Here is a 2,199-nt window from a genome sequence, read left to right as displayed (position 1 = left end):
GGAGACGTTGACCGCCAGCGTGCCCCAGGGAAAGGTCTCGCCGACCCCATGGCCAATCACGCCGGAGAGGAAGAAGCGGGATACGCCGCCGAGGAAACCGCCGATCAGGACCAGGGCGCAGGCCGCAAGGGTCATCGTCTCAATGCCTTTCCAATGCGATTCCCGCACGGGAATCACTTCACGAAATCAGGCATGATGCGAGCGGGAAAAACAAATCCTGCCGCGCAAGAGCACGCCTGGCAGGAGTCATCAGCCCATAAGGGCGGTTTCGGGGGAACCCCATCCCCATTTTCGGGCGAGCCTAGGCGGTTGAGGCGGTGGGGTCAATTGGGGCCGCTAGCTGAAAGACGGTTACCCCGCGTTCCTTCGCGCCCCCCTCTGGCCTGCCGGCCATCTCCCCCACTTGGGGGAGATTGGCAGCCGTGGCGCCGAACTCAATCCTGCAACGCTGGAGATTGGCGAAAGCCGGCGCGACATTCGATCTCCCCCCTCGTGGGGGAGATGTCCGGCAGGACAGAGGAGGGCGCTGTCCCGCCAGCGTCTGAGGGTAACGTTACTTTGCTTGGCGCTCCTTCACATTGGCGTGGGCGTTCGCCGCCTCTGTGTCGGTGGCCGGCGTCTTCGTCTCCTCGCCGGTGAACGGGCTGCCCTGCCCAGGCGCAAGGTCGCCGCTATGGCCGGCCTTGTTGGTCTGGAAGGGCTGGCTGTCGGGGCTGAGGCCATGCTGCGTGGCGTTGAACAGATGGTCGTCCGCGCGGGCAAAACCTGCGAAGGCGATCAGCGATACGCTTGTGGCTGCGAGAATGAGCATGTGCTTTTTCATATCTGGTCTCCATTGAGTGCCAGATCGATCCCGCGCATTCGGTCTGGCGGTTTGAGTGAAGGGACGTTTGTCCCTTTGCCTGCCCGCCATCTGCATAGGTCAACGCCTGGCGCCGGCGGTTTATTCCGGCGAGCACGGTTTCCTGGCTGAAAAGTCGCGGCCGTACAGTCGGCGCCCGACGTCAGCGCGGCATCTTCACCAACACCGTCTGCGGCGTGCCGGCCAGCGGATCGAGCTGGTGGTTCGTGTCGGTGATGAACATCAGCCGCTCGCCGACCGTGATGCGCGCCTGCAGCGCATAGGTCCGACCGTTCTGGATCGCTTTGGGGTCGAAACCGATGTCGAACTTGATCGGCACCCGTCCGATGGGCGCTACCCTGCGCTTTGCGATCACGGTTGCCGGCGCATCGGCCAGCGAGACGTCGGCAAGCTCGACCACGAGCACGGCATCTGGCGGCAAAGCGATGCGCTCGCGATAAGTCACCTCGCCCGCGATGGTCTTCTCGGCGGCCTTGGTCACTTGCGGTACGGCAAGAATGCCGACGACCAGCGGCACCAGCCCGAAGATGAAGAACTCCGCGATGCGGTCCAGCATGAGATTGTCCCGCCAAGCAAATCAAACCGATTGGCAAGCTTGGGAAGGATTGCGGTGGTTCGATGGCCGAATAGGCGTTTTCTCTGATGCATATCGTTGTCCCAGAACCGCTGCTCACTTCTGGGCGACATGCATTATCGGCCCGGTTTCTTCCAGCGGTCCGCCGCTTGGTCGTCGGCTTCCTTGGCCTCGACCCAGCCGCCCTCGGAGCCGTCGGCAAGATGCTCTTTCTTCCAGAAGGGCGCGCGCGACTTCAGATAGTCCATCAGGAAATTAGCAGCCTCGAAGGCCGCCTGCCGGTGCGATGAGGCCGCGACCACCAGCACGATGTTTTCGCCCGGCATTATCTTGCCGTGGCGATGGATGACGGTGAGCCCCTGCAGCGGCCAGCGTTCGATGGCCTCAGCCGCGATGCGGCCGATCTCGGCCTCCGCCATGCCGGGATAGTGCTCGAGCTCGAGCGCCGACAGCGTGCCCTGCTCGTCACGGCAAAGGCCGGAAAAGGTGACCACGGCGCCGATATCGGTCCGGCCCTTGGTCAGGCCGGCGATCTCGGCGGCGACGTCGAAATCCTCGCGTTGGATGCGGATGGCGGGCACGACGGCGCCGGCCATGTCAGCCTCCGGTCATCGGCGGAAACAGCGCGATCTCGCGCGCACCGGCGATCTTCTCGCGGTGGCCGACATGTTCCTGGTTGATGGCGACACGGATGACGTCGGGGTATTGCAGCGCGTTTTCGTACTCCTCGCCGCGCGACTTCAGCCAGCGCAGCAGGTCGCCC

The 2,199-nt window shown here is 63.9% G+C and carries 4 protein-coding genes, 1 pseudogene and 1 riboswitch; all 5 genes and pseudogenes read right to left on the bottom strand.

Annotated features, from left to right (window positions below; all coding sequences use genetic code 11):
- A pseudogene (locus EOA27_RS42575) lies at window positions 1-135 on the bottom strand (fluoride efflux transporter CrcB); the annotation flags it as partial.
- 98 nt (window positions 136-233) lie between these two features.
- Window positions 234-296, bottom strand: a riboswitch (Fluoride riboswitch).
- A gap of 257 nt (window positions 297-553) precedes the next feature.
- A complete protein-coding gene (locus tag EOA27_RS33030; protein ID WP_126061785.1) occupies window positions 554-823 on the bottom strand; it encodes a hypothetical protein in 270 nt (89 codons plus the stop codon).
- A 181-nt stretch (window positions 824-1,004) separates the two neighbouring features.
- The gene (locus tag EOA27_RS33025; RefSeq protein ID WP_127258362.1) at window positions 1,005-1,418 is read right to left on the bottom strand and encodes a YbaY family lipoprotein; all 414 of its coding nucleotides are present in this window, start codon (window positions 1,416-1,418) and stop codon (window positions 1,005-1,007) included.
- Between the two features lie 134 nt (window positions 1,419-1,552).
- On the bottom strand, window positions 1,553-2,032 hold the full coding sequence (locus tag EOA27_RS33020; protein ID WP_126078200.1) for a molybdenum cofactor biosynthesis protein MoaE: 480 nt from the start codon (window positions 2,030-2,032) through the stop codon (window positions 1,553-1,555).
- A 1-nt stretch (window position 2,033) separates the two neighbouring features.
- On the bottom strand, window positions 2,034-2,199 hold a 166-nt coding region (locus tag EOA27_RS33015), incomplete at its 5' end, for a MoaD/ThiS family protein (RefSeq protein ID WP_145970703.1).

Origin of the sequence: Mesorhizobium sp. M2A.F.Ca.ET.037.01.1.1, from assembly GCF_003998075.1 — a bacterium.
Classification (GTDB): domain Bacteria; phylum Pseudomonadota; class Alphaproteobacteria; order Rhizobiales; family Rhizobiaceae; genus Mesorhizobium.
This window is presented reverse-complemented; position numbering and strand designations above follow the sequence as displayed.

Coding starts and splice junctions, on each gene's coding strand:
- EOA27_RS33030 (WP_126061785.1), bottom strand. CDS start 823: ATGAAAAAGCACATGCTCATTCTCGCAGCCACAAGCGTATCGCTGATC.
- EOA27_RS33025 (WP_127258362.1), bottom strand. CDS start 1,418: ATGCTGGACCGCATCGCGGAGTTCTTCATCTTCGGGCTGGTGCCGCTG.
- EOA27_RS33020 (WP_126078200.1), bottom strand. CDS start 2,032: ATGGCCGGCGCCGTCGTGCCCGCCATCCGCATCCAACGCGAGGATTTC.